The organism is Saccharopolyspora oryzae (assembly GCF_027853915.1).
In the GTDB taxonomy this organism is placed as follows: domain Bacteria; phylum Actinomycetota; class Actinomycetes; order Mycobacteriales; family Pseudonocardiaceae; genus Saccharopolyspora; species Saccharopolyspora oryzae.
The window spans coordinates 36,348-61,657 of record NZ_JAQGLA010000035.1 but is presented as its reverse complement, the minus strand read 5'-3'; the positions used below and the strand labels follow the sequence as shown (position 1 = coordinate 61,657).

Below are 25,310 nucleotides of genomic sequence, written 5' to 3'. Positions count from 1 at the left end.
GACGGCGGAGCGCCTAGCCGCGCCACGGGATGCCCGCCGCATCGCAGATCTCCCTGAGCGCCTTGACCAGCTCGCGCAGCTCACCTCCGATCCCGTTCTCGACCTGCGTGTAGCCGTCCTGCTGCACGGCTCCCTCCGCACCTGTCCCGGGCGACGCCGCGGCCACCAAGGCCGTGCGGTACGCCCGGGCCTCCGCGGCGTAGTCGCGAGCACGGCCTTCGAGCAGCACGTTCCGATCACCGATCTTGAAGAGGTAGTCGGCCAGGATCTCCTTGCTCCGGACCTTGAGGTCCTGGACCAGCTTCGGCACGCCCCGGAGCTGCCGGGCTTGCCCGAACAGCTCGTCGGAGATGTCCAGCTGCGCGAACCCGTCCCGCACCGCCTTCCGGACCGCTAGGAGTTCGCGCTGGTCAGCGCCGAGGCCGATGGCGTGGGACCGGCGCTGTCCGCGGAAGGTCGGCGCCTCGTCCGTGAGGCGGTACTCCACGGGCCGCAGCGGTGCGCTGGTGCCGGTGAAGTTCTCGAAGGCGTTGTAGAGCTCCTCGTTGATGCGCGACTGCGTGGCCCACGGGATCACGTAGTCCTGCACGAAGGTGCCGACCGCCGTCCGGTAGCCCTGCGCCTGGAGGTGCGCCGGGGCGTGCTTGGTGAAGAAGTCCTTCACGGCCGGTTTGGACGCGGGTTTCTCGCCCCGCTCAAGCAAGCCTCGGTTGCCGGTCTGACCAGCCGCGATCTTGCGCAGCTTGGCCGTGACGGCCGCGTACTCGTGGTGCCCGAGGAACTCGCCGGAGTCCGGCGAGCCGGCGGGTTCGGTGTAGACCCGGAAGTCCACCAGGTCGTCGGGCACGCCCAGCTTGTCGCGCAGTTCGCCGAGGCCGCGGACCTCGCCCCAGGAGTGCGGATTGCCCTCCAGGTCGCCGTCCGCGTAGGTGCGCAGCGAGCCGGGCAGGGCGAACTGCCGCAGGTTCTCCAGGGAGGCCGGGTTCTTGATGCCGAACTGGTTGGCCCCGAAGTGCTTGTCCACGTTCAGGTCGTCGGAGCGACCGCCGGAATCGTGCTCGGTCACCGCGTTGCGCGAGATCTCGTTGGCGACGCTCAGCGGAATCAGGAAGGAGCGGATCATGGGGTTGGTCGCCTTCCCCTTGAACCGGTACTTCTCCAGCCATTTGACCTGCCGCAGCGCCTGGCCGATGCTGACCCACAGGGTGAGCTCGTTGTCCTTGGGCGTACCGGTGTGGATCTGGACGACACCGTGCTCGTCCTGCCCGAAGTCCTTGTGCCGCAAGCCGATCTCATCGGCTGGTGTGCCGGATCCCTCCTGCCCCAGTTGTCCGAGGGCGTCGGCGAACACCGTCATGTACACCGGCGTGTAGTGCTCGTTGTCGATGGTGACGACGGCCGGTACGTCCCGGTTGATGAAGCCCGACCCCGGCCCGTCCGGGATCGTGCTCCCGGACAGGTAGGAGGCGCCGGGGATCGCGAGCACGGCACGTGAGGGGTCGAGCTGCGAGAGGACGTCGAGCGCGGTGTTGACCGACGTGTCCGGGTAGCTGTCCGGCAGCCCGTCGACGAGGTCCCAGGCCTTACGCGCCCACCGGGCGCGCTGGCCCTCGGGGGTGTTCGCCAGGAAGTCGCCGAACAGCTGGGTGAACTTGGCGCGGAGGTCTTCGACCGGACCACCTGCGAAGGACTTCACGTCGGCCGAGAGCTGCTGGAACCGCTGCTGCGCAAGAGCTTCCGCGGCGCGGGCCGCCCGAGCGCGGTCGTTGCCGCCCCTTCCCCTGCCCTCCACGTCGACGCGCGTCGGCTTCGCGCCTCCGTCCGGACCCGCGGTGGGCCGGGTGGCCGAAGTGACGGTGCCGGCGTCGAACTTGAGCCAATCGCCCCCGTTCAGGACCCCGTGGGTGCCGTCGTCGGCGACTGCCACGTCTTCGGTGCTCGCGTAGACCGATTCCAACGCGGGGAAGTGCTCGCGCAACGCCTGCCGGAAGTCGAAGGCCGCACCGCCCTCTCCCGTCAGCGCGCCCGCCCGGCAGGCGAGGAGCTGGAACGACATCAGCTCCCGGTGGTGGTTCGCGCGGTACTCCGCCAGCGCTTGCTCGAATACCTTCGACCGTCTCAGCACGTCCGCGAACGTCTGGCCGCTGACCTGGAGCGTGCCGTCGGGGGTGGTGATCTCGAAGCTGTCCGGACGGCCGTGGGCGTTGATGTAGAACGGCGCCGGATCACCCTTCGCCGCCCAGTCCATCAGCGCGTGCTTCGGCGTGGCGTTCGCCAGCTGGTCCTTCGCGGTCACGCCCGAGGCGTAGAGCGACGTCCTGCCGCGACCACCGGTGTGCTTGGCGAACTCCTGCTTCACCTCGACCTCGTGCGCCGATGTCTGGAACGTGGCACCGATCGCCTTGCCGTTGCGGTCCAGCAGCGGTGTCACGACCACCTCGTCCGGGCTGAAGTACACCGCCCGGCCCTGCTCGTCGATGCCCTGGAGCTGCTCCGGGGATTCCGCTGTGGACGCGGGCTGCTGGCCGGATCCGGGGGTCTCCAGCGGGGTTGGGCTTTGCACCGGGTTCAGGGCCGCCATGAACATGTCCTGCAGGTCCTGCCCCGCGCCGGAACCGTTCGGCGGCTGCTCCTCGCCGGAGGGGGACGCCGAACCCAGGTCCTCGGAGCCGGTTTCGCTCGTCGCGCCCGGCTCCGGCCCGGCGTTCATCCAGCCGAGGGATGCGGCTTCTTCCGCGGTCAGCGAGACCCAAAGACCGCCTCGGCGGATCGCCGTGTTCTGGTGCACCGTGGTGTTGCCGCGGCGGGAGGTCGCCGAGGCCGTGGCCGTGTACTCCACGTCGAGCTCGAACAGGTAGCGGGGCTGGCCGTCGTAGCGGGTTCGGCTCTGCTGGTCGATGCCGTCGTTGGCGTCGCTGGTGTTCCGGTGCTTGCTGCCGGACGTGGCGTCCGGGGCCACCCAGCCGATGTCGTCCAGGTTCGTGAAACCGGCCGTGGCCGACGCCGCCGCCGGGTTCTTCGCGGTGGTCACGGCCTCCGAGGTGGACTGGCCGCGCATCCGCTCGTTGCGGCTCGGGTTGTGCTGCCCGATCAGCTCCGGGTTGAACACCCGGTACTTCAGGTCGACCCGGTAGTCGCCGGCGAAGGTCTTCTCCGCGAGCTTCATCCGGTGCCCGTAACCGCCGTCGTCCTGCATGAGCAACTTCGCGTTCGGACGCAGCAGCTGGTCGGACAGCAGGTTCTCCAGCTCGCCGCGGTGCGGGTTGGCCGGGCCGACCAGGCGCTGGGCGGGCTTGTGCACGCTGTGGTCGGTGTTGGCCGCGCGGCTGACCACGTCGGCCACGAAGGGCACCAGGCCATCGCGGAACTGCTTGGTCACCAGCAGCGAGTCGGCGTTCCTGGCACCTTCGGTGACGTCCTGCCCGGTCATCCGCTCGCCGATCTCGAGCGGCCCCGCGGTGGTTCGGACGTCCTGCAGCTCCGCGGGCAGCAGCAGCTTGGCCTCGGCGTTCATCGTCGCGTTGTCGCCCAGGTCGACGTGGCGCGCGCCGACGTCGCGGAAGCTCTTCGAGAAGCCCCAACCGTTGGTCAGGGTTTGCACCAGGTACGAGTCGGCGCGGTAGACCGCGAGCTTGAAGCGCAACCGCACCGGGACGTCCATCCGGACGTCGGGGCTGGTGTGCTCGGTCCGGTCGCCGTGCTGGGTGGACGTCCCGGTGGACAGCTCGGTGCCCGAGCCCGTGCTGACACCGATCGCCGGGCCCGGCCCGGCCAGCACGCTCGGGTCACCGGTGGGCGGCATGATGTTGAACGCCACCTGGAACGCCGTGGACGTGCTCAGCGAGTACTGCTGGTCATCGCCGAAGACCGCCTGGTGCTCGGCGAAGGAGCGGCCACCGCTGGGCAGCTGCGTCACCGTCGCCTTGCCGCCGCCTTCGGACACCGGCAGCGGCTCGGCCTCGACGTGCAGCGCGGTGTAGTAGTTGCCCTCCCAGGTCGGGTGCTCCTCGTAGATCGTCACCCCGCCGTTGAGTACCTCCCGCTGCACCGCCTTCTGGTCGAGGAGCTGCAGGCGGCGGATCGCGTCGTAGAGCGGCAGGTGCGGCGCGCCCTCGCGGTTCGACGTCGGCACCAGGTCGGGCACGTGCGCCTTGTAGATCGCCGCAGCCCGTTCGGACAGCGGGACGTCGCTGGTCAGCTTCTCCAGGCCGACGCTGGCGTCCAGCGACTTCCCGAGGTCGGTGGGGGCGGGCAGCTCCGCCGAGCCGGTGGACGCCGCCTGGTGCTGGTTCACCAGCGCGTCGGCGTCCGCCTCGGGCATCAGCAGGACGGTCGAGTCCCGCATCAGGTAGCTCTGCTGCTTCTGGGCGCCGCCGACCGGGTACGGGTTCAGGAACTTCCAGTGCGTCGGGTGACCGCGGAAGTTCTGGTAGCTGTCCACCTGCTGGGTCAGCAGGGCGTCGACCTGGACCAGCGCGTACTTGACCTGCTTCCCGGACTCGCGGGTGATCTTGTGCGAACCGGAAGCGGACTCGCCCTGCCCGGTGCCCCGCGAGGCGGACAGCGACAAGAACCCGTCCAGCCCGGCCGCGCCCAGTTGCAGGGTCCCGCCGCCGGACAGGCCCGAACCGGTGCCGGACTGCAGGCTGCGCCCCAGCTTCGCGATCTCGCTGACCGTCAGCGAACCGGGATCGATGGTGCCCAGCTTCGCCGGGTTGTAGTACTCGAGCTTCGCCGTTTCCCGCACCGCGCGGTCGAACACCTGCCCGCCGCGGATCCCCTGGGCGGTGATCTGCGGCCCCTGGTGGCTCTGGGACAGCGCGCTGCCGACGATGTTGGGATCCAGTCCGGCGCGGAACTTCGGTTCGCTGGTGCCGGGCAGCTTCAGCCGGTTCGCTTCCCACGACGCCTTCACCGCGAGGGAGGCGGACTGCTGCAGGTTCCCGGATTCGCCCTGCAGCAGCTCGAAGAGCGCATCGCCGGGCGAGGTCAGCACGTGCCCCAGGCCCTTCGGCACCGGCTGGCCGAGGTCGAGGTCGGCGGATCCGCCCTCGAGGACCTGCACGGTGCCGGTCCGGAAGTCGTTCGCGTGCTCGGCCAGGAACTCCGGGACCACGTACTCGGCCGCGCTGCGCACCGTTCCCCCGGTGGTGCTGCGCACCTCCCCCCGGTGCGTCACGTTGACCGCGAAGTCGAGGTCGAACGCCTGCTTGATCTCGAGCGCGGCCCCCTGGTAGGTCACGTCGGTCTCGTCTCCGGCGGTGGTGGCCGAGCCGGAGGAGGTGCTGCGCGAGGACGTGACGTCGAAACCCGCGTTGAAGTTCGCGTACAGGCCGCTGCCGGGCCCTGCCGCGAAGTTCTTGATCCGCGACCGGAACCGGCCGGCGAAGCTGCCGGAGACGCTGTTCGCGGTCGAGCTGCCGACGGTGGTCTCCAGACCGCGGTTGCCGGAGATCTTGGCGTTCTGCACCGCCTGGGCGGTCAGCACCTCCTTGGGGGTTCCGGTGACCGCCACGTCGATCTCGTAGTCGCCCAGCTCGAGTTGGACGGTGTAAGCGTGCTTGCTGCCGCCGCTGCGGCGGTTCTCCTTGTCCGCCTTCAACATCTCGCGAACCGCGTCGACCTGCTTCGCGTCGAGCTCGATGCCCTTCTTGCCCAGCTCGTGGGCGAACTCGGCAGCCGCGGCCGAGGCGGACTTCGTGCTGCGCACCTGGTAGTTCTTGCCCTGGACGTGGATCGCGGTGTCGATGGTGAAGGGCTTGCGCAGCGCGTTCTCGGCGCGGATCGCCTGGTTCGCTTCGAGCTCGGCGAGGATCTGCTCCTTCTCCGCGGGGGTGACGGGTTCCTCGCCCCGGACTTCCAGCTGGGCGTCCAGGTGGGCGGCGAAGTCCACCAACGCGCCGGCGGCGTCCTTCGAGCTGTGCACCGCGTACTCGTCGCCCCGCACCACGACCTTGGTGGCGATCGCCGTGGTGCCGATGTGCGCGAACTCGCGGATCAGCTTCGCCGGGGACAGCTTGGCGAGCTGGTCGTCCAGTTCCACCAGCAGCTTGTCGCGCTGATCCGACGTCAGCGAGTCGTCGCGCGTGATCGCACCGCGGGCGATGTCCCGGACGCGGGCCGCGACCTGCTCCGACCCGGTCAGCTTGCTCAGGTCGGAGAGCCTGGTGTTCTTGGCGACCTCGGCGTAGGCATCCTTCTGCTGGGCGGTCAGGGTGCTGTCGGCCCGCGGCAGCGGCGTCGGGCGCGGCACACCGTCCAGCGCGGCTTGCAGGACCGCCTCGAACTCGGCGGCGTCGGTGTCCCGGACCCACACGTAAGCCGCGGTTTCCCCGGTGCCGGAAGGGGTTTCGCCGGTCTTCTTCCCGCCCGCGGTGACCGACAGCTCGTAGTCGAAGCCGAGGTCGATCCGGTACAGGGTGCTGCCGGACTCGTAGAAGGACTTCTGCTTGATGCGCTGCTTGGTCTTGCCGTGGACCGTCGCGGTGTGGCTCGCACCGCCCTTCAGCACGCCGCTGCCCCCGACCTGCACCGGTAGTTTCCCGGCCTCGCCCACCTGGCCGACCGCCTTGAGCCCGCGCACCTCCAGGCCCAGTTCCAGCGCGGAAGTCGTGCTGCTCTGGAACACCAGCTGCTCGTCGCGGCGCCGGTTGGTGCCGGACTGCATGGTGGACGTGCCGACCGCCTGGAAACCGCGCAGCTTCGGCCGCATGGTCACCTCGGCGCTGTACTTCGCGGTGTCCGAGGAGAAGTAGTTCCGCACCGCCTTTCCGATGCCGTCCACCGAGTCCGGCAACCAGCTCGTCACCGGACCGGACTTGTCGCGCAGTTCCGCCACCTGCCGCGCGATCTTCACCGGCGAGGTGAGCGCGGGGGTGAAGTTGTCCAGCAGGCCGTCCTCGGAGAAGTTGGCCCCGAAGTCCCGGTGCAGCTTGGTCGCGTCCGGAACCAGCTGGACCAGCTTCTGCAGCACGGTTTCCCGCAGGCCGCTGAGATCTCCGTAGCCGGCGACCTTGCTGATCAGGTTGTGCACCGCGGTCGGCACCGCCGGGGGTTTGCGGTCGCCCCGCAGCGCGTGGTGCGCGGCGTCCTGGACGGGGGTGCCGAGCGCTTCCTCCGGGTAGCCGAACTGCATCGTCTCGGACAGCGGGGAGACCATCTCGGCGTGCTCGACGCCGTCGTCCACCAGCGTCGCGCGCATCTCGAAGTCGAAGTCGAAGGCCGCGAGCTGCTGGCCGAGCTTGCGCTCGTGGAGCAGGCTCTCCGCGGTGGACTGCCCGTACTTGACCGCGCCCTCCTTGCTGGTGGAGATGGTGGGCCACACGTAGAACGGGCTGCCGGAGAGCTCCATGAGGACACCGGCGGTGAGGTTGAGCTTCTGCTTGTGCGAGTGCTGCGCGCTGCTGCCGGAGCTCGGCCCGGTCTCGAACCGGACTTCCTGCCGCGGCCCCGGACCGCGCTGCGCGTGCGCCACCGCCGTCGGCGTCAGGTGCAGCCAAGCGTGGCGCTTCGGGCCGAGCGGAACCAGGTGCCCGGCGTTGAGCTTGTGCACCAGGTCGACCTCGGTGAGTCCGTTCAGGTGCTCGGTCAGCGCGGTGAGGTCGGCCCGGGTCCACGTCGACCGACCGGCGTCCGGCGCGTTGAGCGGGTTGTTCTCGATCGCGTCGACGACCGACGCGACCAGCTGCTCCTTCGCGGTGCCGACTTCCCTGCCGCCGACCGCGAGCAGCTTCGCCGACGGTGAGATGACCTTGTCCGAGATGCCGAGCGGGGTCGGCGCGGCGGCCCGGTCGCCGACGCTCTCGATCGTCGTGCCCGGGCTGGGCAGCGTCGCGTAGTAGTGCGCGAGGTTCTCCTCGCCGGTGCGCCCGAGGACGACCGGCCCCGGGCTGATCGCGGTGGGGGCGAGCCCACCGACCTGGAAGTACTCGCCGCTGTCGAGGTCGAGCACTCGGAGGTCGAGGCCGTAGGCGTCCGCGATCAGGCTCGGGATGACGTTGCCCGCCTCGTCGCCGTAGTACCCCATCTGCCTGATCAGAGCGGCAGCGTCGGCAACCCCGATGTCGTGGAAGAAGTCCTGGTAGACGGCGGAGTTGTCGAGGAGGTGGTTCGCGACCTGGTTGCGCATGTCCGCCACCGGCAGGTCGGACAGCGCGGGGCTGGCGATCTTGACCGCGTTGAACAGGCAGTCCCCGTAGCCGGGCACGTAGACCGGCGTCCGGCCGTCCAGGTTCGCGGCCTGAACGTCCGTCAGGTGGGCGTAGGCCTCCTTGATCGCCTCCTCGTGGGCGATGTGGCTCGCGGGCCGCTCCGGCGGCGCGTAAGCGGTGTCGATCTTCCCGGGAGCGTCCACTTCGAACGGGGGGAGGTGATCCGCCTCCGGCGGCTGCTCCGCCAGATCGATCTGCGACAGCAGGTCGACTTCCGCCTGGAAATCGGCTTCCTGCTGCTGGGGCGTCGGATCCTCGTCGAGCTGGATTCCCGACAACGCCTCGAGCTCCGCGGCCAGGTCGGCGAGCGCTGCGGACTTGCGCACGTTCGGGTCGAACTTCGCCGCGTCCGCGACACCGACGTCGAACACCACGCTCTTCGGGTAGAGCCAGGCCGAACGGTGCGGGGCGGTCCACCCGCCGCCGCGCAGCTTGGTGGACACCTCGACGACGTGCACCGCGTCCGCGTGGTAGCGGTTCAGCTCGACCTTCGAAACGCGCTCCCCGACCTCCAGCTTCGTGCTGCTGTTGTCGCCGTACCGCTCGCCGGTCTTCCGGTTCACCGGCCGGGCATCGAGGTTCTGCTGCACGTGCGGGCTGGCCGCGCCGTAGCCCAGACCCCCGTAGTAGCCCTCCTCCGCGGTTTCCGCGTAGTCCTCGGCGCGCAGCTGGGCGTGCTTCTGCTGCCGCTGCGGCATGTTCCAGGACAGCTCGTGCTCCGGGTTGTACAAGCGGGTTTTGACGCGCACCGAGATCTCCTCGCGGCGGGTCCGGTCCGGCACCCGGATCTCGAGGGTCGCGCCGTCCTCGTCGAGGAAGAGCTTCGCGTTGGTCACCAGCGAATCCGGTGAGAGCGCGGTCTCCAGGACGCCCCGGTTGAACAGGCCGGGACCGGTCGACCGCTGCGCCGGGCCGTCGGTGCCCGCCCCGTGCTCGCGGGCCTCGACGATGGTCTTGACGACCTTGTCCACCAGATCCCCCGGCAGCGCCTTGACCACCTCGAACGAAGTCGAACCGACCACCTGGCCGGTGATCTCCGGCGGGTGCAGCGGGGCCGGGACGAGCCCCTTCGGGGAGGTTTCGGCACCGCCGCTGGGCACCAGGTCCGCCGGCACTTCGAGGCGCACCGTGCCCTGGTAGGTGTGCTCGCTGGTCGTGGTGCGGCTGTCGACGTCCCGGAAGGACTTGCCGCCGAAGCCGTTGGTGATCGTGCTCAGCAGCAGCGGCGGCCGGGTGACCTTCGTGAGTTCGACCTTCAACCGCACCGGCTGGTCGAACTGGGCGTTGTCGCCGGTCCGGGCGCGGTTCTGGTGCTGGTCGGTGACCGAGTCGCCGACCTCGGTGCCGGACGCGGTGTGCGCGCCGAGCACCGCCGCCGGGCCCGCCACGTTGCCGTCGTGCGGCACCAGCGGGTTCGCGGTGAGGCCTGCGGTGAGCTTGGTGGACCGGCTGCCCTGGTGTTCCGTCCCGGTGCTGCCGGTGGCCTCCGTCGAACCGCCGCTGCTCGGCTCCTGGTGGACCACCTGATGGGTGGTGCCGACCGGCTCGGCGGTGACCTTCACCGCGTAGTGCTCCGTGCCGAACCAGCCCGAGCGGTTGAACGACCGCGTCCACCCGCCGTTGAGGACCTGCCGCATCGCTCCGCGGTTGTCGAGGCCGTCCAGGGCGCGCACCGCGTCGAAGGCCGGGGCAGGCGAACCGCTCTTGGGGTTCCAGTGCGGCACCAGCTTCGGGAACGCCTCCGCGACCGCCTTGGTCGCCCAGCCCGACAGCTTCTGCTGCCCGCTGCCTGCGTCCGGGGTGAAGCCGACGACCTTGACGTCCTTGTCCAGCGCCTGCCCCAGCCCAGTCAGCACCGGGACGCCGTCCGGCTTCGGCACGAGCTTCGGCGGTGCCGACTCCCAGCCGTCGGGCGCGGGCAACCCCTGCGCCGCGCGGCTCTCCTCGGAAACGCTCACCAGCGCGCCGCCGGGGAACAGGACCTGCACCTGGCCGCGGGTCGCCGCGATCGGGTAGGGGTTGATCGACGGCCACTTCGTGGTGGGCTGGCCGAACAGGTTCTGCCAGGTGTCCCAGCTCATGGTGGCGAGCACGTCCACGCCGTAGAGGTGCACCGGCCCGGGCTGCTTGCCCGCGGTGAGCTTGTTCGCCGCCGAAGTCGTGTCCCGGTCACCGGTTTCGGCCTGCCAGCCGTAGTTCACGCCGAGTTCGCCCACCCCGAACAGCAGCGAACCGCCCGCTTCACCAGCGGCGCTGGAGGACTTGCCGTGCTGCGTGGACCGATCGCCGGTGGTGCTCGGCTGCCACGAGAGGTCGTTGCGGACGTCGACGTGCTTGGGGTTGAACGCCTCGAACTCGATGGTGCCGACCCCGGCCCGGTCGAACAGCAAGCCCCGTTCCAGGCCGTCGGTGCGCCGCTGCCCGCCGGTGAACATCGACTGCTGCGCCGGGTCGAACCAGGCGTGCAGCAGGTCCGTCGGGTTCTTGGGGGCGCTGCTGCCGGGCGGGCGGAACCGCAGCCCGGACTTGCCGACGACTTCCGCCTGCAACTTCTGGAACTTCTCGTTGAGCAGCGAGAACTGGTCGGTCGCCGAGATGACCGCGCCGTCGAGCCGGATCGGGTCGCGCAGCGGATTGCTCGCCAGGTGCTGCTTCAGGGCGTCGCCGTGCAGCGGCTCGCCGGGGCGCAGCTGCGCTTGCAGGTCGATCAGGAACTTCGGCACCAGGTGCGTGGTGGTCGCCTGGACCGACACGTCGCCGAGGTCGCTGCGGACCGAGCGCTTGCCGAGCTCGGACAGGTCGGTGGGTCGGTGCACGCTCGCCCACCGGTCGCCGAGACCGCGGTGCAGCGCTTCCTCGACGTGCGCGTTGAAGGTGATCTCGCGGTGGACGCGGCTGGCCGGGCCGGCGTACTTGTGCTTGTCCTCCTGGCCCGAACCGCTCAGGTGGCTGCTGTTCTTGCCGAACTCCCCCTTGCCCTGCGCGCCCGCTGCGCCGCCGACGTACATGGCGCGCTGCATCCCGTCGCTCGCGAGCCGCTTGCGGGCGTAGGCGGCCAGGTTTCCGCTGATGCTGAAGGCGTTCTTGCCGCGCATCCGCCAGCTCGTCCCGCCGGAGCGGGTTCCGGTCAGCACGGCCTGGTCCACGTGCTGCTCGCCGACCACCTTGCCCAGCACGCCGTCGACGGTGATGGTGAAGGTCCGGTCGCCGACCTGCACGGTCACCTTGTGCGGCGCGGCGGGCAGGTCGTCGTAGTGGTGGGCGATGTCGTGGTACTTCGCAGCCAGGTCGAACGGGTTGAGCCCCTTGAGCTGCCGGTCGATGCTGCCGCGGGTCTTGGCGTCGAGCTCGACCCCAGCGCCGCGCAACCGCTCGTGCAAGAACTGGCGCACCCCGTCGAAGAGCTTGGACGCGTTCTCGATGTGCGTCAGATCGGTCAGCAGGCCGTTCTCCGCGGCCGACTGCAAGTCCGCGGCCCGCTGCGGGTCGAGGTCGGCTGCGGTGATCACCGGCTGCTCGACGTGCGCGTCGTCGAGCGCGGAGTCGAGCAGGTCGCGGAACTCCTGCGCCTTGGCCTGCTCCACCACCACGTAGTGCGCCGCACCGTCGACGTTGCCCAGGTCCTGGAAGTCGAGGGCCTTGCCGCCGTACTTCTGCGACTCCAGCTCCAGCTTCAGGCTGGTGTCCAGTTCGAAGGCCACCACGGGGCCGTCGACCCGGGCCTTCTGCTTGAGCCCCCAGGACTCCTTGCCGGTGCTGGTCTCCTTGTACGACGGCCCGGCGTAGACCTGCAGGTTCGGCCCCAGCTGCACGTCACCGCCGAGCCCGTCCAGGTAGCGGGCCCGCAGTCCGGCTTCGAAGGCCGTGGGCACGCTGGTCTCCTGCAGGTTCTCGAAGCCCTGCCGGTGGTCGGTTCCGGTCAGCGCGGTGAAGGTGCCGATCTCGCGGTAGTTCTTGAGCTGCGGGCGGACGTGCAGCGACACCTCGGCGGGCTTGGTGCCCGGCTTGATCGACAGCGGCGGCAGCTTGCGGCCGTGCTCGGAGCGGTGGGTGATGGTGACGCCGTGCGCCAAGCCCTGCACCGACGCCTCCTCGAACAGCGCGGGGTTGAGGCTGTCGCCGAGCTTGTTGCGCAGTGCGAGGTCCTGCTTGACGTGGTCCGGGAGCTTGGCGAGGACCTTCTGCACGTCGCCGAGCACCACGGTGTCGACCGCGGCCACCAGCTCGGTCAGCTTGGTCGGCAGCTCGACCGGGGTGTTGTTCGCCGGCGCCTCGCCGCCGGTGGGCAGGTCGGCGCTGCTGACCAGGTTCGCTTCCGGGTAGGCGAGCCGTCCGGTGCCGAGCGCGGCCTGCCCGGTGCGGCCGTCGCCGGTCTCCCAGCGCACGTCGAAGCCGACGTCGAAGGCGTGCTCGGCCGAACCGAGCTTCATCGAGCCGACCACGGTGTTGTAGTGCCGCGCACCGGTTTTGGTGGCGGTCTCCCCACCCAGGTTGAGGGCCGGGACGACGGCGGCCAGGTTGTTGGCCAGCGAGATGAGCCCGCCCAGCACCGTGTTGACCGGTCGGCGGCGCCCGATCTCGGTGCTGCTCTCCCACTTCTGCGCGGTCTCCTGCTTGACCTTCTCCTGGACGTCCAACAGGTCCGGCGAGTTCGGGTCGACCGCGCGGATGTCTCCGACCGGCAGCTTCAGGAACACGTCCAGTTGGCCGGAGGAGCTGGTCAGCTGGAACTGCTTGCCGTTGCCGGCGAGCGCCTGCAGCAGGCCGTGCGGACCCTTGTGGTGGGCGTAGTCGGTGAGCTGCTCGACCAGGTCCGCGGTGGCCGTCGCCTCGTCGAGCCGGACGTGCTCGGCGATCTTGGCGGCGAACTCCGCGGCGTTCTGCTCCCAGCTCTTGCCGTTGGACGGCCCGACCACCTGCCCGTCGAAGGAGAGCAGCACCGCGCTGGGGGAGATCGCGCCCTTGACGGCCAGCGCGTACGGCACCTTCTCCGGCAGCGGCCGCGCCGGGAGCGGCTTGTCCTGGGGGTTGCTCGCGGACTGGGCTTGGTCGCCGGGGAGCGGTGGCAGCGCCTTGGTCTCGGTGTGCGAGGTCTGCTCGCCGGATTCGAGCGTCACCTCGGGACGGCGCTTGGGCGGCGCCTTCGGCTCCGAGTGGGTCTTGTCCTCCGGGCTTTCCAGGAGATCGCCGAACTCGTTGACCTTGTCGGCGATCGCCACCCAGGTGTCCACCGCGATCTTCGCGATCACATCGCGGGCCCCGTCGTCGCCCAGCTTCTTCGCGGCCTTCCTGACCTCCTTGACCACGGCGTCGCGCGGACCGGGCAGGCCCTCGCCCGCCGCGGCCTTCTTGAACACGAGATCCGCCACCTTGCCGAGCACTTCGGAGGCGCCGGTGATCCCGTGGTGCACTTCCAGGTAGTGCGCGAGCTGGTCCTTCCAGACCGTCTTGCTCGCGTGGCTCTGGGCGAGCTTGTCCATCAGGTCGTGGACCGTCGCCTTGCCCGGCAGCTTCTTCAGCTTGTCCGCGATCCGGTCGTCGTCGGTGGTCAGCGAGAACTCGGAGTCGAACGCGGAGTCGTCCTTGCCGAACACGTCGTCGGGATCCGCGGCCACGCTGTCGTAGAGGGCCTTCCCCTCTCCTGCACCAGTGCCGAACGTCCAGTCGTGGCCGAGCGGCTCGTGCCCGTACTTGATCTTCAGGAAGGTGTTCGGCTCGGTGAAGTACACGGTGCGCGGGTCGGTCTTCGCCATGGCCTCGCGCACCGCGAGGTCGAGCTCGATGGCCATCCGGGTCGCCGCGTGGTCCCCGGGGCCCCGGTAGGCACCGCTGAACAACTTCAGGGACGACCCGCCGAGGCGATCGGCGGCCGCGTCGAACAGCGGCTCGCCGCCCGGCGTGGTCAGCGACTTCACGTCCCCGTCCCCGATGTGCAGGTACGTCTCGTCGTTGGCCTCCGCGAACTGCTCGACGAACGACTTGCCGTCGTCGTGGCGCAGGACGACCTCGCGGAGCATCCCGTACGGAATGGCCTTCTGGTCGTCGAGGCCCATCGACCCCTGGTGGACCTTCGGGTTCGACCAGGTGAAGGGGAGGATCCGCACGGGGATGTCGAGCGGCTTCTTCGCCCACTCCGCCTTGAACTCCTCGATGGCGCTGTTGAGCGCTGTTTCGTGGCCCCCGTTGGCCTGCCGGTGCTGGTTGAGGCCGATCACCAACCCGAGGTGGTGCTGCCGCTGGTCGCCGGACATCGCGTTGGAGTACTTCTCGGCGAGCGCGTGGAGGCCGCCCTTCAGGTCCGGCGTCGCGAGCACCGTCGCGACGAACCCCACGGGGGACTTCTCCGGTTCCGGGACCGCATCCGGCACCCGGTCCACCGCGTCGCCCAGGAAGTGGACGTAGTGGTTCTTGAGGGCGTCCTTGAAGGTCGCGCTGCCGCTCTTCACCGCGGACGTGTCGAGGCCGTCGCGGGACGGCAGCGGACCGTACTGCGCGCCAGGTGCGGTGGTCTCGTCCTTCTTGCCCTTCTTCGCGGCGGCTTCCGCCCAGTCGTTCTGGTCGAAGTCGGACGAAGTGGTGGTCAGCGGCCGGGGCTGGTGGTCGGGGCTGGTGAGCGGGTGGTCGACCACGTTCACCACCTGGGTGGCGAACGCGTCGATCTTCGCCAGCTCCGCGTCGGTCAGGTCGGCGGACAGGTCCAGGTCGCTCATCAGACCGGGCCCAGCGGACGCGTTGCGCCGGAACAGCGAGTTCGAGTCGCGGTAGGTGTCCGGAAGCCCGACGAAGTGCATGATCTCGTGCACGAACTCCGCGGTGGGTGCTTCGTACACCCAGTTCCGCTGCGTGCTCGACTCCTCGTCCGGATCGCCGTGCCGCACCGCGACCTGGGCGTGCGGGTCCGGCGAGCCGAACTCGACGCGCAGGTGGAACTGGTCTCCGCCCGCGAACCGGTACCGCTTGTTGACCTGCGCTTCGACGGCCTCATGCACCTGCTTCTGGAGATCCGCGAGTTGGGTGGCGGTGATCTCGCCCTGCCCGACCAGGTCGAGCTTGACCGTGAACTCGCGAACCCACTTGCCGGGCGTGACTTCCAGGTGGCGCAGGTCGAAGCGGACCGCGGCCATCGTGCCGTCCAGGAAGCCCTTCCCGTGCCGGTCCTCCCGCCGGCCGCCCCGCCCCGGATCGAAGTGCTCGCTGCGGATCTGGGAGACGGGGGCACCACCCCGCCGGTCCTCCCACTGGGACGGGTCGAGGAAGTGCTGCTCCGCGTCGTCCCCCCGGGCGTTCTGCTGCGAAACCTGCTGGCCGTGGTCCTGCGACTGATCCCGGTGCTCGTCCAGCGGCGGCTCGCCGGCGACGCTGTCCGGCGAAAGGATCGCGCTGAAGTCCAGCTGCGGAACGTAGCCGTTGCCGCGCCTGGTCCGGTGGTCGCCCGTTCCGGTCGACTGCACCTGCGGGTCGCTGGAGCCGGTGGTCACCGCGGTCGGCTTCGGCGAGGTGCCGAGCTGGGCCGACTCGGTCGGCCGCGCGGTCGGGCTGGTGGGCGGCTGCGGAACCGGTTGCGGTGAACCGGAGTTCGGCGGTGCGGCGTTGGGCGTGGGGTGCACCGAGGTGGTCGGAGCGGTGGACGCCTGCGGCCCGGTGGAAGTCTGCTGCGGCGGAGGCGCGGTGCTCTGCGCGGCGGCACCGTGCTGCTGACCGCTCTGCTGGGCAGTCTGCTCGGAGTGCTCCGAGTTGGACGACGACTCGTCGTGCACCTCGAAGTCGTTCGGATCCGGCAGATCCACGTTGTCGTCCAGGTTCTCGGTGGACTTGCCGGTGTCGTTCGAGGTCGAGTTGTCCGTCTGCGACCCGTTGTCGTTCGCGTGGTGCGGATTCGAGGAATCCGCCTGCCCGGCGTCGTCGTTCGAGCTGAACGGGTTGGGGGATTCCGTCTGCACGGCGGTGTTGCCCGGACTGGTCGGGTTCGACGAATCCGCACCGGTGTGGTTCGAATTGCTGGGGCTGCTCAGGTCGTCGGTCTGCGAATCCGAGTGGTTCGAGCCGTGCAGGTCCGGCGACTCCGTCCGAACACCGTTGTTGTTCGGGCTGCTCTGGTTCGACGAGTCCGCGTTCCCGCCGGTGCGGTCCGGGCTGTTCGAACCCGACGGATCAGCATGCCCGCCCGAGTGGTCCGGACTGCTCTGGTTCGACGTGTGCGAGCTGCTGTTGTTCGGACTGGTCGTGTTCGACTGACCGCCGCTGTTGTTCGAGCCCGACGAGTTCGACTGGTTGCCGGCGTGGTTCGAGTTGGTCGAACCGGAGGAATTCGATTGAGCGCCAGCATGGTTCGAGTTGTTCGCGCCCGCCGGGTTCGACACCGAACCGGTGTTGTTCGAGCTGGTCACGGGGGTGTTCGCCGAGGTGTCGGTGCTGTTCGGGAACTCACCGATCTTGTCCGAGTTCGGCGACCACTTCTCGCCGTTCTCGTTCGGGTCGACCAGGGTGCTGGTCTCGCTTTCCGGCGGGGGATTGCCGGCCCCGGAGTTCGGGGCGTCCGCACCCTTGTTGCCGATTCCCGTCAGCGCGTTCTTCAGCTTCTCGTTGAGGGGTTCGCTGATGGTCTTGTCGCCGAGCTCCTCGGCGAAACCCATCACCGCGCCACCGGTGAAGCTGTACCAGTTGACGTCGAAGGAGCCATTCTCGTCGTAGTTCGTCAGGCCCTCGCTGAGCACGCCGTGCGCACCCATGATCGGGCTGCCCAGCGCCGACACCGCGGTCTTCTCCCAGAGGTCCTTCACGGTCGGGTTCGAGAACTTGACCGCGGCCCCGCCCGGCAGCTTGCTGGCCAGCTTGTCGAAGATGCTCTTGCCGAGCGCGTTCGCCCCCATCGACGCGATGCCGCCGAGCGCGCCCGAGATCGCCGCGCCTTTGATCGCCGAGTTGGTCAGGTCGTGGTTCCAGTCCCGGCGGGTGCCCGCGGCCAGCTGCTGCGCCTGGATCGCCGCGTCCAGCGCCACCGCGAACAGCAGCTCCATCGCCAGCGAGATGATGGTGGCGCGCACCATGTTCAGCAGCAGCGTGAGGATCCACTTGGTGACGATCTTGATCGTCGGGATCTTCAGCAGCGACAACCCGGCGCTCGGCACCGCCATCGCGATGGCTATCGCGATCTCGACGGCCATCAGGATCAGCTGCCCGATGGCTTGCCACTTCATGTACTCGACGTCCGCGGCGGTCTCGAACAGGAACTCGCCCATCGCGTCGGCGGCCTGCACCGCCGCCTCCAGCGGTACGACGCCCTTGTCGTTCTTGATGATGAACTGGCGGACGTAGTCCAGGAACGCCTGCTGCGCCTCGCCCTCGAAGTCCTGGTTGATCGCGTTGATGAGCTCCGCGATGTTGCCGTGCAGCGAACCGAGCTTCTCCGCGAGCGCGTGGTACCTGGTGGACAGCTCGCGGAGCTGGTCCTCATCGGCCTCGGGCCACGACGACCCGGTGAGGGCCGCGAACGCGGTCGCGTGTTCCGGCGGAATGTACAACGACAACGTTCAACACCTCCTCATCCGGCCGTCGCACCGTCCACATCGGACGGGATCAGTGCCTGCCGCCACCGGAGAACGAACCACCCTCGGTACCCGTCCCGAACTTGTTCGCGATCTCGGTGTTCTGGGCGTCGGCGTCGGCGAACTTCTTGTGGGTCTCCTGGCCCTTCTCCGAGTTGATCCCGAACGCGTCGCCGAGGGAGGTCAGCAGCTCGGTGAGGCTCGGGTTGACCTGGTCGGCCTTCTCCTTGATCTGCTTGGAGGTCTCCTCGTCGTTCCCGGCCGCCGTCTTGACCGCCTGGTCCAGACCGTTCCAGATGAACAGCGCCTCGCGGATGTCGTCCTCGGCCAGCAGCAACCTGCTGAACCGCTGCTTGAGGTCCTCCGGGATCTGGATCCGCTCAGCCATCGCGCCGCCCCGCGTCCGGGAAGTTCGACGCCTCCTGCTGCGCCTTGAACAGCGGCGCCAGGAACTCGCCCCAGTTCGATCCGCTGTGCAGCGATTCGCGCAGCTCGGCGGCCTCCCCCATGTGCGGCTCCACCGCGGCGTTGACCTGCGCGGTCATGTCCGCCCGCGCTTGGCCGACGACCTTGACGATCGCGTCGGCCAGCTCGGCCTTGGCCATCGACCGGTACCGCTCGTCGTGGAACTCCAGCTTGCTCAAACCCCCGGAGGAGTCGACCGTCGCGGACACCATCCGGTCCTTGGACCGCGCAGTCGCCGACCGGGCCCGCAGCTCCTCCTCGAGCTCCTGCATCCGCTGCTGCGTCTCGGTGATCTCCCGCATCGCCTGGTCCAGCTGCGCCTGCAGGTTGAAGGGCACTCGACCCACCGCTCCTCCTCACGTCCTCAAGCCGTCCCGGACCCCGACGTCCGGAAATCCGCAAATTCAATGGAAATCAGACCCGCGATTTCCATTGAAATCGGAGGTCCGATTTCAATGGAATTTGCGGGAGACACCGATCTCCGCAGGTCAGCGGCCGATGGCGCCGCTGAAGCCCTCGTCGGTGTTCCAGGTGTCGGCGTCCTCGGACAGCCAGGTGGTGCGCTGCCGGTCCTTGTTCTGGTCGCCGCCACCAGCACCACCCGCCATCGGCGGCGGCATCATCGGTTGCTGACCACCCGCGCCGCCCTTGCCGCCCTTGAAGCTGCTCTCGGTGGCGGGGTTGGTGGGCTTGCGCAGCGCATCGTCCAACGCCGAGGAGTTCACAGTGGACCGCCGCGTCGGATCGTTGATCTCCGCGGAGCCGAACCCACCGCGCTTGGTGGTCTCCAGCCCGGACGGGTTGTACGACGAGAACTTGTTGCCGGAGGTGTGCAGGTCCGGCGGCAGGGTCATCTTGCCCAGGGGCGGGTAGAAGCTGCTGTTCGACGAGTTCGGGTGGTAGATCGAGTTCGGCGGCACCTTGACCACGTTGCCGTGTGAATCGCGCAGCTGGGTCCCGTCGGGGGTGGTGACGGTTCCATCCGGGTTCACCACCGATCCCGGCGGGAAGTCCGGCTGGATCGACGATCCCGGCGGCACCTTGACCAGGTTGCCGTTGGCATCGCGCAGCTGGGTCCCGTCCGCCTTGGTGACGGTTCCGTCCGGGTTGATCTTCGCGCCGGGCGGCAGGTTGAGCGGCGAGCCGTCCGGCTTCGTCAGCAGCTTGCCGTCCGGCCCCACCACGCCGCTCCCGCCGCCGCTGTTGGGGAACAGGTTGTTCATCCCGTTCGGCGTGAACTGCGACGGGTTGAACGTGGTGACCGGCGGCGGTGGCGGTGGCGTTTGCCCGCCGCCGTGGTTGTTCGGATCGGTCAGGCTGCCCTTGCCGCCGTTGGCGTCGTCCTGCCCGTCGAGGTCGGTGTCCGGTGCATCGAAGTCCTGGCCGTCCGAGTTCTCATCGGTGGGCGGTACGTCGACGTTCTGATCGCCCGAGTTCTCATCCGTGGGCGGAACGTCGACGTTCTGATCGCCCGAGTTCTCATCGGTCGGCGGCACGTCGACGTTCTGATCACCCGAGTTCTCATCCGTGGGCGGCACATCGGTGTTCGTGTCGGTCGGCGGCACATCGGTGTTCGTGTCGGTCGGCGGGATGTCGACGTTCTGGTCGGCACCGGAACCGCCGCCGTTCCCGTTGCCACCACCGGGCGGCTGGTCACCACCGCCAGCGCCGACCGGGCCGAACTTCGGCTGCTGCGGCATGTTGTTCTTGGTCGACTGGTACTCGCTCTGGACGTCGTTGAAGGTGCTGTCGGTGCCGGGGTCCAGCTTGGCCGCGAAGTAGTTCAGCCACTCCTGCTTGGCCTCCTTGTCGAGGTTCTCCTTCAGCGCTGCGCCGTCCCTCGCATCGCCCAGGCCGAAGTCGACGTCCTTGACGTCCCAGGAACCGTTTTGCTGGTTGTAGCCGATGTTCACCGACAGCTGGTACTTGTTCAGCGCGGCAGCGACGGCGTGCGCCGGGTTCGAGAGGTTGGCTTCCTCCCCACCCGGTTTTCCCACCGGATCGGCGTAGTTCTTGTTGTTGTTCCAGCCCGTCCAGGCATCCGCGTTGCCGACCGCGCTCCCGTTGCGCCAGTCGATGAACTTGTCGAGCAGCTGGTTGAGCTCGGTGCCCAGCTTGGTCCCGGATTCGCGCAACTGGCCGACCAGCACGGAGTCGGAGATCTCGGCGCTGAACGCACCGATCTGCTTGCTGAGGCTCTGCAGGACGTTCTGCACCGCCGTCGCCGTGGCCCCTTCCAGCTCACCGCCGGATTCGATCTGCTTCGCCCAGCTGGCGACGTCGTCGCGCTTCCGGTCGAGGAAGTCGCGGGCGCCTTCCAGGGTGTCGGCCAGCTCCCCGAAGCTCGGTTGCCGGGTGACCGAGTTCGCCCCGCCGCGCACCAGCGGGTCCAGCCACTGCTCACCGAGGCCGAACAGCTGCTGGAGGGTGTAGTTGTCCCGGAGCAGGCCCCAGTTCAGCTTCACCCAGATCTGGACGGTCAGCGTGGAGCTCTGGCCGTTGTTGGTGACGGTGGTGGTGCCACCGCGCACGACGTCCCAGCTCGGGCTGACACCGCCCACCGAGATCCCGGCGTCTTCGATCCACGAAGGGGAGCCGGGGCCCGCGAGGTCGTTGCGATCGCGGATCGGCTGATCCGATGGAAGTACGCTGTTCACCGCTTGTTCCCAGGCGCCTGCCACGCCGTCCACCTCTCCGCAACGCCCCGCGGTCACCCACCGCGAACTCTCGAGCCAGATCCCGGGTCCCGGCTACGCCTTAGCGCCCATTCCCAGGTCGGCCATGAACTGCTGAATCGTGTAGGTGTTCTCGTCTTCGTTGTTGTTGAACTGCCGGATGGCCTCGTCCAGCCCGTGCCGCAGCTTCGGCAGCGTCGTGCTGGTCATGCCCTGGACCGCCGTGGTGACGGACTTCGCGAACGTCGCCGCCTGTCCCTTCAGGTCCGTCGCGGCCGGCGAGGACCCCGGCAGCAGCAGCTGGTCGCTGTTGAGGGCCAGCTTCTGCAGGTTCGGCTCGTCCGCGAGCTCCTTCTGGAGCTGCTCCAACCAACCCTTGATCTTGTTGAACTCGGACTCGGAGAACTTGATCTCGTCGCCGGTGCTCGTGTCCTTCTCCACCATGGTTCTTCGACCTCGGGCGACGTCAGCGGACGAAGTACTGCTTGGTGGTGTTGTCGGTGTTCAGGTTGTTCTCGTTCATCTGGTTCACCGTCACACCGCCGACCTTGATCTGGTTGTCCATCTGGCGCTCCAGCTCGTTGATCTTGGTCTGGGCGTTGGCCCACTCGGTGGCCCACTGACCACCGGACTCCTGGGCCAGCTTGCCCAGCTGGACCTCGAGCTGCTCCATCTGCTGGCGCATCTTCTCGGCCAGGGTGGTCATCTGCTGGGAGATCTCGTTGACCGCGTTGGGGTTGGTCTTCAGAATTCCTTCGAGCCCGCTCATTCGAACCTCCTGGGTGCGTGGTCAGTGGGTCACTTGCTGCCGGAGAGCCCGTTGTAGAAGTCGTTCATGAACTTGTGGCCCTCCTGGATGTTCTGCTCGTTGATGTCCAGGAACTTGGTGTCCGTTCCCTGCAGGCCGTCGATGATCCGGTCGAACTCGCCCTTGGCCTGCCGGTAGAGCCCGAGCCAGTCGTTGATCTTCTGCAGCAGCTGCTGCGAAGCGCTCGAGACGTAGGCGACCCGCAGGTCGTCGCACAGCGCGGTGACCTGCGCTTCGGTGCTCTGCATGATCGACGTGTGCTGGGTGAGCTGGTTGATGCCCTGCTTGATCGCCGCGGACTGCGTGACGATCTGCTGCCCGTTCTGGCCTGCGTCCAGTACCACCGGTCTTCCTCCTGTTGTCGTCTCCGCCCGCACCCTCGCGACCGAAACTAGAACCGGCGGGGGTGCTCCAACCACATCCCAGAACAGGGACGTGGCAAGGGAATTCAGCACTGCGGCGGGGTCACCGGCGGCAGCTCGGTGACCGGTCGCCCGGCCGCCGCCGGGTCCAGCGCCGGCCCGGTGGCCAGCTGGTCCACGAGCAGCGCAGGCATCGCGACGGGCGGTGCCGCGTACCCGAGCGCTCCGGCCACCTCGGCGGACGGGACCGGGTACTTCACGCCGTTGTCCGCGACCAGGAACAAGGTGGGCGACGGGGTTTCCCCGCTGGGCTCGACCGCGACCAGCACACCTGTGCCCGGCTCCACGCCGACCCGGTCCGGCCGGGTGCAGGACAGGGCGATCCCCGGCTGCGGCAACGTCGGCCGCGCGGCATCCACGACGCTTCGGTCCACAAGGGACACGCTGGTCACAGCAGGCGCCGGGGTGGTGGACACGCACAGCGCCTGCTTGTCGTCGTCGCCGACCAGCTGCGGCGGGGCGGCCGGGAACGCGCCTCCGCGGGTCAGCTCGTCCTTCGCCGCCGCGGGAGCGGAGTGCGCGGTGATGTCGCTGGCACCGATCTGCCGGGGCTGCACCGGCTGTCCGCCGTAGGCGGCGGCCTGGGTCCGCGGATCGCCGCTGATCAGCTTGAACAGGGTGTCGGTGAGCGGCACCAGCCCGGACTCGGCCAGCAGGTACGGCTTGCCAGCGGCGTCGCGGAACAGCTGCCCGACCACGCTCGGCGCCCCGGCCAGCTGCGGCCCGGGGTTGCCGCGACCGGCCACCTCCGGGGCGACCAGGTCGGGGCCGGTGGGCAGCGCGTTGAGGAACCCGGCGGGCACCGCGATCGGGTCGGCCGTGCTGTAGCCGAGCGCGGCGGGACCGGCGGATTCGGTGTCCATCCGCAGCTTGTGCCCGAACCACACCAGGAACACCGCGCCGTCCGGACCGGACACCAGCGCGCCCTCGTCCTTGGTCAGCCCGGTGCCCTCGGCCTCACCGATCAGCGCGGTGAAGTCCCGCTTCCCGTCCACCGGCGCGGCGCACGACAGCCACGGGTCGCTGCTCAGCGCGCCGGGCGACGGCAACCCGTCCGGCGCGCCGGGGATGCCGATGGTCGCGCCGCGCGGCGTTCCCACCAGCGAGTTCGCCGACACCGTGTGCACGGTCATGTCCGCGCCCGCGACCAGCCGCGCCGACGCCTGGTTGAGCACCGGGTGCAGCTCGCCGGCGAGGTAGAGCCAGCGCGCGCCGGACTCCTTCTCCACCACGACCGCGCCCGGCACCTGCCACGCGGTCGCGCCGCCGGGCTTGATCAGCCCGAACAGGAACGTTCCGAGGCCGAGCAGCACCGAGATGACCACGCCGATGACGACACCGCGCGAAGTCCGCCGCTGCGGGGTGTCGGAGATATCCGGATCGGCCCGCAACATCCCGGCGCTGAGCCGCCCCATGATGAACATGTGCGCCTGAACCTGGTCCCGCCGCGACTGCACACTCCCACGCCCTTACCGAAAGTCTCGAAGAGGATCCGCCGTTTCGTGAGTGCTTTGGGGCGCTATGACACCCCGAACCACTCACGAACGTCGGTCAGCCGTTGAAGGCTCGAATCCAGCCGAACACGCCCAGAACGGTCAGCATCAGCGGAATCAGGCTCACCGCGAGCAGGACGTGGATGATGTCCGCCGCGCGTCCCCAATACGGGACCAGGCGGTTGCCCGGCACGACCCAGCCGGACACCATCAGCGCCGTTCCGACCAGCGCGACGCCGACGAACAGCAGCAGGCGTCCGAACAAGTCCTGCATGGACAGCGCCAGCAGCAGCATCGTGACGCCGAGAACCCCGGGCAGCACAACGGAAAGCCGGTGCCAGATGCCGCCGACGTCACGCCCGTGCAGCAGCATGATCGCGCTCAGCACGCCGGCCATCGTGTACGTCGCCCAGTCCGGTTCGGTGAGCAGCCCGAAGACCGCCACCGCGCACACCGCGCCGACCGCCAGGAACAGCGAGGTCATGTACTTGTCGGCGATCGCGGTCCGGTCCAGCACGTTGCGGCTCGGGTGCGGGTCGATGCCCTCCTGCAGCTGCTCGGAGTTGGTCGGCAGCGGCGGCATCTTCAGCCCGGCCACCCGGAACGACAGCCCCGGCACGAACGCGCCGAACAGCACCGCGATCATCGCGGTCGCCGACACCGCCTCGGCCATGGTGCTCGTGACCAGCGCCAACAGCGCGGTGATCACGCCGAACACGCACACCACCAGCACCCCGAGGAACGCGTGCGGATGCGTCCCGGAAGCCGCCAGCGCCAGGACCGCACCACCGGCTGCCGTGGCTGCCGCGGCGAGCAGGACCGCCATCCCGGACGCCCCTGGCCCAGGCACGAGGAACCCGGCCAGCGCGAAGAAGGGCACTGCGGCAAGACCGAAGATCGTGCCGGCGAAGGCGTCTCCGACCGCGCGCGATGCCGACAACGACGCGGCCAGCAGCAGCAGCGCTGCGACACCAGCGGCCAGCGAGCGGACCAGCCATTCGCCGGGGAACCCACCCGGCAGCAACAGCCCCAGCCAGATGATCCCGGCCGCGACCAGCACCGATCCGTGCAGCAGCCGCTTGGTGGCGGCCGGCTTCCAGGCCCACGGGCGCTCCTGCATGCCCTTCGAGATGCCGTCGACCAGGTCGTCGAAGTGCACCGCAGGCATGACCTCCTGCCGCGAGCGCAGGTGCAGCACCTGGCCGTCGTGCAGGTCCAACGCCTCCGGCGTCGACTCCTCGTCCAGCGGATCACCGCCGACGTCCTGCAGCACCCAGCCGCCGTGCTCCAACCCGGCCTCTTCGACCTGGGGGCCCGCGTAGCTGACGATGGTCGGCATCAGGTCGATCAGCGGCACGTCGGTCGGCACCGCGAGGTCGAAGTTCCGATCCGGTGCCCGGATGGACAGCCGGCACAGGCCCGCGGCCGCACTGGTGGTGCTCACGCCGGTTCACGCTCCCTCTTCCCGCAAGGATTCGGCGAAAATCGGTGCCGGGCACCGAAATCGCGATGCCCGGCACCGTCGAGATCAGCCTCGATCGTCGGGGGACGGTTCGAATCGTCGAGACCGGGACGGCGCCGCCGTCCTGGTGCAAAACCCTAGGGCGAATTCCGGTGATCGTGGTGTCGCCGATTTACGTGACCTGAAAATCCCCGCCGTCCGGTGGAATTCTTCGCGGGTCACAGTTTTCC

General features: G+C 69.1%; 10 protein-coding genes. 1 reads left to right on the top strand and 9 read right to left on the bottom strand.

The window, feature by feature from the left end:
- Positions 1-13: 13 nt before the first annotated feature.
- From OU415_RS20910 to eccD, 9 genes are all read right to left on the bottom strand, one after another.
- Complete coding sequence (locus tag OU415_RS20910) at positions 14-17,737, bottom strand: WXG100-like domain-containing protein (protein WP_270950608.1); 17,724 nt, start codon at positions 17,735-17,737, stop codon at positions 14-16.
- A 49-nt stretch (positions 17,738-17,786) separates the two neighbouring features.
- Positions 17,787-18,143 carry a hypothetical protein gene (locus OU415_RS20905; protein WP_270950607.1) on the bottom strand — a complete coding sequence of 119 codons (357 nt, stop codon included), beginning with the start codon at positions 18,141-18,143 and terminating at the stop codon, positions 17,787-17,789.
- On the bottom strand, positions 18,136-18,567 hold the full coding sequence (locus tag OU415_RS20900) for a YbaB/EbfC family nucleoid-associated protein (protein ID WP_270950606.1): 432 nt from the start codon (positions 18,565-18,567) through the stop codon (positions 18,136-18,138). The genes OU415_RS20905 and OU415_RS20900 overlap by 8 nt, the downstream gene beginning before the upstream one ends.
- Positions 18,568-18,708: 141 nt before the next feature.
- The gene (locus OU415_RS20895; protein WP_270950605.1) at positions 18,709-20,877 is read right to left on the bottom strand and encodes a hypothetical protein; all 2,169 of its coding nucleotides are present in this window, start codon (positions 20,875-20,877) and stop codon (positions 18,709-18,711) included.
- Between the two features lie 93 nt (positions 20,878-20,970).
- A complete protein-coding gene (locus OU415_RS20890; protein WP_270950604.1) occupies positions 20,971-21,339 on the bottom strand; it encodes a hypothetical protein in 369 nt (122 codons plus the stop codon).
- Between the two features lie 22 nt (positions 21,340-21,361).
- Positions 21,362-21,664, bottom strand: a complete 303-nt coding sequence (locus OU415_RS20885) for a hypothetical protein (protein WP_270950603.1) — start codon at positions 21,662-21,664, stop codon at positions 21,362-21,364.
- A 29-nt stretch (positions 21,665-21,693) separates the two neighbouring features.
- Complete coding sequence (locus OU415_RS20880; RefSeq protein WP_270950602.1) at positions 21,694-22,047, bottom strand: hypothetical protein; 354 nt, start codon at positions 22,045-22,047, stop codon at positions 21,694-21,696.
- Positions 22,048-22,151: 104 nt separating this feature from the next.
- Positions 22,152-23,582 carry a type VII secretion protein EccB gene (gene eccB / locus OU415_RS20875; protein ID WP_270950601.1) on the bottom strand — a complete coding sequence of 477 codons (1,431 nt, stop codon included), beginning with the start codon at positions 23,580-23,582 and terminating at the stop codon, positions 22,152-22,154.
- Between the two features lie 94 nt (positions 23,583-23,676).
- The gene (gene eccD, locus OU415_RS20870) at positions 23,677-25,062 is read right to left on the bottom strand and encodes a type VII secretion integral membrane protein EccD (protein ID WP_270950600.1); all 1,386 of its coding nucleotides are present in this window, start codon (positions 25,060-25,062) and stop codon (positions 23,677-23,679) included.
- A 44-nt stretch (positions 25,063-25,106) separates the two neighbouring features.
- On the opposite strand from eccD, the gene OU415_RS20865 reads away from it, so the two are divergent.
- Positions 25,107-25,265 (top strand): hypothetical protein, encoded by a 159-nt coding sequence (locus tag OU415_RS20865; RefSeq protein WP_270950599.1) that lies wholly within the window; start codon positions 25,107-25,109, stop codon positions 25,263-25,265.
- The last annotated feature ends 45 nt before the right edge of the window (positions 25,266-25,310 follow it).